Genomic DNA, 1,213 nt, shown 5'->3' on the forward strand with positions numbered 1-1,213 from the left:
GAGGCTTCCGCCAGTTCCTCCTGCGCAGCATCGACAAGGTCAAAGCCGAATGGGCCATGATCTGCATCGCCCACAACCTCGCAAAACTCGCCGCCGCACGCTGAGGAGAACCTGTCTCCCCAAAAAAGCTTCAGAACCCGCTTCGCTTAATCCTAAGTCCATTATAGGGACAGGCTCCTAGGATACTTTTCGGGCAACGCCAAACTTGCGATCGACGGAATTGTCGCGGAATTGGTGCGCGTACCGAGCGATCGCGACCAGGCGTTCCGATTGATCACGACCGGCTGTACCGATTGATTGCGACCAGGCGTTCCGATTGATCGCGACCACCCATTCCGGGCGATCGCGACCAGCCTGTGGACGGGTGTGACGGGCGCCGTTGGGTGATCTGCGAATCGGCATGGTTTCGCTCCTTTCCACGAGGAGCGGGGGCAAATGCCAGGACCGAGATTACCTATGCGCAAAATTCGCGACGTGCTGCGGCTGTCCGCCGCCGGCATGTCCAAACGCAAGATCGCTGCCAGCCTGGGGATGAGTGCAACGGCCGCCGGGGAGTGCATCCAGCGGGCACGCCGCGCCGGCCTCACCTGGCCGGTACCGGAAGGCCTGACGGACGAGGCGCTGGAGGCCCGACTCTACCGACCTCCAACGGTCGGCGCAAAGCGTCGACCGCAGCCAGACTGGGCGGCGGTCCACCGTGAGCTTCGCCGGCCAGGGGTGACGCTGCAGCTATTGTGGGAGGAGCATCGCGCGGCCTACCCGGATGGTTACGGGTACAGCCGCTACTGTGAGCTCTATGGCGCCTGGGCGGCGCGGCTGTCGCCGACTATGCGACAGAGCCACGTCGCGGGCGAGCGCATGTTCGTTGATTACGCCGGCACGACGCTTGAGGTGATGGATGGTTCGACCGGCGAGGTACTGACAGCCCAGCTGTTCGTCGCCTCGCTCGGCGCGACGAACTACACATATGCGGAGGCCACCTGGACGCAGGGCCTGTCCGACTGGATCGGCTCGCACACGCGCGCCTTTGCGTTCATCGGCGGGGTTCCGGCAGTGGTGGTCTGCGATTTTGTTACCGGTAACAAAATCGAGCTTATGTGCCGGACATCGTTATGTGGCTGGCAACGGCTTGAGCCGGTCTTTCGGGGGAGGACCGCGGGCGAGTGGGCACATAATGCGCTACAGCGAGTTGAGCCAGTCGAGCAGGGTTTTG

At 63.1% G+C, this 1,213-nt stretch carries 1 protein-coding gene and 1 pseudogene; both read left to right on the forward strand.

The annotated features are described in order from the left end of the window. The coding region (locus tag GWE18_RS41860) for a transposase (protein ID WP_275190603.1) at nt 1–104 on the forward strand (104 nt) is incomplete at its 5' end. A gap of 352 nt (nt 105–456) precedes the next feature. Beyond that, nucleotides 457–1,213 (forward strand): annotated as a pseudogene (locus GWE18_RS41865) (hypothetical protein); the annotation flags it as partial.

It is taken from the genome of Bradyrhizobium sp. CSA112, from assembly GCF_029051645.1.
Taxonomy (GTDB): domain Bacteria; phylum Pseudomonadota; class Alphaproteobacteria; order Rhizobiales; family Xanthobacteraceae; genus Bradyrhizobium.